At 44.6% G+C, this 3,587-nt stretch carries 2 protein-coding genes; one reads left to right on the top strand and one right to left on the bottom strand.

The features are described 5' to 3' along the window. Positions 1-239, top strand: a 239-nt coding sequence (locus F6K37_RS34965) for a hypothetical protein (protein ID WP_287255441.1), incomplete at its 5' end; no start/stop codon positions are given. A gap of 105 nt (positions 240-344) precedes the next feature. Here the strand turns inward: F6K37_RS34965 and F6K37_RS34960 are convergent. Beyond that, positions 345-3,587: HEAT repeat domain-containing protein (locus F6K37_RS34960; RefSeq protein WP_287255439.1), on the bottom strand; the 3,243-nt coding region annotated here is incomplete at its 5' end.

Below are 3,587 nucleotides of genomic sequence, written 5' to 3'. Positions count from 1 at the left end.
ATGCTTACCAACTAGGTCAATTTGTTGGTAATCTTCCTGGCTTGGATTTTTTAAGTTTTTCTATGCAGACAGGTCGTGGAAATACCCAGAGTTTTTTATACTTTGGAAAGCGAACCTACGACAATAATCAGCAAAGACTAACGGTGCCTTTAGCTATCAAATTTCACCATAGCAATTTAGATCCAATCCTAATCGAAGTGTTAGTTAGGGATTATCTAGCTGAATTAGCTAAGCCTTAATACAGTAGTTTTCAATGGGCTATATATACTTATTGGATCAGTAGGCAAAACTGCGCTCAATCCCTACTCCCTACTCCCTACTCCCTACTCCCTACTCCCTACTCCCTACAACTCAATGGAATAATAATCCAAACCACTTTTTCCTGGACCCTGAGTCCACCGTGAATCAGGTTTCCAAGCACCATTTTCTTCTTCCCGACGGCGAGTGTAGACAGTGAGCTGATTATCGTTAATTTTTAATAGATTATATTGCCAAGGATAACCGGGTATGAGTTCTTTGGTGGGTGCCCCAAAGGTGCCAGCACCAATTTGGTCGAGTTTGCGCCCAGTTGGACTGAGGTCGTAACGGAAAAGGCTGGTTTCGGCTTTGTGAATGTGTCCGTGGAGGAAGAAGCGGAATCCAGCTTGGGCGAGTTGTTCCATGAATCCTTGGTCGGTAATGCGATCGCTTCCAGCACTATTCAGGGCATGGTGCCAAACGGCTAGTTTCAGGCAGTTGCGGTAGTCTGGGTTACGGCGAATTTCGCTCAGAGCCTTGCTCAGAGCACCTGAGTGGATGCTAGCACGGGCTCTAAAGTGGTGATCCAGTTCCCAAGCGGAGTTTAGTCCTAGGATCAGCAACTGTTGCTCTGGGAAATAGTCGATAATCCCTTGCTGGTCATAGTCGAGGGGATAGGGTTCAGTTTTGATGGCTTGATAGAATTGGCTGAAGTGGGCAAACCGTTGTTGGTATTTGGCTTCATCTCGGACTCGAATCACCCGTGGACTTTCTTTGATGTAGTGACCCTCTTTTAGTTCACCATCGTAGTCTTCGAGATCCAATAACTGATAACCTCCCTTTGCTAGTTTCCAATTGAGGTCATGGTTACCGGGAACTAGAACAATTTGCTTGGGGTCTAGGGGGAAGTCTTGGCGGAGTTTGTCAAGAAACTGTTGTGCAGCCTGGTATTCGTCTGGAGTGGAATAATTCGCGATATCACCGGAGAGGATAAGAGCATCAAGGTGAGGGATTTGAAGGTCTTGGGTTAGGTCTTGGGCGAGTTGGTTTGACCAAAGAGTAGCTTGCTCAGGGGTGGTGATGTGGAGGTCCGAGAGGTGGAGGATGTACATGGTTTGAATGGCAATTGGTTTGGGAGGATGGGGTTTGGGACTATAGGTTGGGTTGTAGATTTGGTAGCGCTCTTGAATAGCGTTAAGGGCGTTGATGGTTTGATCACAACTCATGCCATCATTAGTTTGTACAAATTCTTCGTTGTTGAGGCGATTAATCAGTTTAGTAATAGTAGCTTCTGTCCCAGTTTTCCCCAGAGCTTCTGCCGCACTCCTACGCACAGATGAGTCGTCATCATCCAACAATTTAATTAAGGGGTCTATGGTGGCTTCTGTCTCGATTTTTCCCAGAGCTTCTGCCGCAATTCTACGCACATCAGGGTGATGATCATCCAGCAATTTAATTAAGGGATCTATGGTGGCTTCTGTCTCGATTTTTCCCAGAGCTTCTGCCACACTCATTCGCATCCAATATTCGTCATGATCCAGCAATTTAATTAAGGGATATATGGTGGCTTCTGTCCCGATTTTTCCCAGAGCTTTTGCGGCAATACCACGCACCAAATAGTGGAGATCATACAGCAATTTAATTAACGGTTGTATCGCTACTTCTGTTCCGATTTGTTTAAGAGCTTCTGCCCCACTCATCCGAACCAAATACTTGTTATCATCGAGACATTTAATTAAGGGGTCTATGGTGGCTTCTATCCCGATTTTACCCAGAGCTTTTGCCGCACTACTACGCACATGATAGTCGTTATCATCGAGCAATTTAATTAAAGGGTATATGGCTAATTCTGTCCCGATTTTACCCAAAGCTTTTGCCGCACTAATACGCACATAAAAGTTGTGATCATCCAGCAATTTAATTAAAGGGTATATGGCTACTTCTGTCCCGATTTTACCCAGAGCATCTGCCGCACTCCTACGCACATCTTCCTGGTGATCATCCAGCAATTTAATTAAAGGGTATATGGCTACTTCTGTCCCGATTTTACCCAGAGCATCTGCCGCACTACTACGCACATCTTCGTGGTGATCATCCAGCAATTTAATTAACGCTTCAATTGCCACTTCTGTCCCGATTTTTTCCAGAGCATATACCGCACTCCTACGCACATCATAGTTGTGATCATCCAGCAATTTAATTAAGGGGTCGATGGTGGCTTCTGTCCCAATTTTTACCAGAGCATCTGCCGCACTAATACGTACATCATAGTTGTGACAATCGAGCAATTTAATTAATGGTTCAATCGTGGCTTCTGTCCCGATTTTACCCAGAGCATCTGCCGCACTCCTACGCACAGATAAGTGTTGATCATCGAGCAATTTAATTAATGGTTCAATCGTGGCTTCTGTCCCGATTTTTCCCAGAGCATCTGCCGCACTCCTACGCACCAAATAGTGGTCATCATCCAGCAATTTAATTAAGGGGGCGATGGTGGCTTCTGTCCCGATTTCTCTCAGAGCATCTGCCGCACTCCTACGCACATCATAGTGGTGATTATCCAGAAATTTAATTAAGGGGGCGATGGTGGCTTGTGTCACGATTTTACCCAGAGCTTTTGCCGCACTACTACGCACATAATAGTCGTCATCATCCAGCAATTTAATTAAGGGGGCGATGGTGGCTTCTGTCCCGATTTTTCCCAGGGAATCGGCCGCACGCCAACGCACCAAATAGTGGTCATCATCCAGCAATTTAATTAAGGGATATATGGTGGCTTCTGTCCCGATTTTTCCCAGGGAATCGGCCGCACTACTACGCACATCATAGTGGTCATCATCCAGGAATTTACTTAGCTCAGTTATCGCTCTGTCTGATTTAGTTATTCCCAACAACTGAAGCTCAAGTAACTTCGGAACCTTTAACCCAGCCACTAACCCAACAGTCTGCTCCTGAAACTCCGGTTTTACTGCTCCTGCTAACCTCGATCCCAGTTGCCAATCCACATCTAACCCTAATTTTACTATCTCCAAGGCTTGCTTTTGATCATTTACCAATTGCAGCATCAGCACCAGAGGTTCTGTCCATTTCAAATAATTGAGATAGTTTTGTTGTAACTCCTGATCGCTGATACATGGTAATTGCTTAAATAAATATTCTGCTGTATAGTATTCTTGGATCATTTGGTGTCGAAACTCAATCAATTTTCCTGATTGTTGAATCAAGTGATGGTTGAGTAAGTCCTTGATCCAAGCTCTAGCGCGAACTTTAGGATCGATACAACCATTATTACCTAGATAGTCAGTTAAAATTTCCTGGGCTTTTGTCTTAGGAATAGCAACAGTAATCTC

The sequence above is a fragment of the Moorena sp. SIO4E2 genome (assembly GCF_010671945.1).
GTDB classification, from domain to species: Bacteria; Cyanobacteriota; Cyanobacteriia; order Cyanobacteriales; family Coleofasciculaceae; genus Moorena; species Moorena producens.
This window is presented reverse-complemented; position numbering and strand designations above follow the sequence as displayed.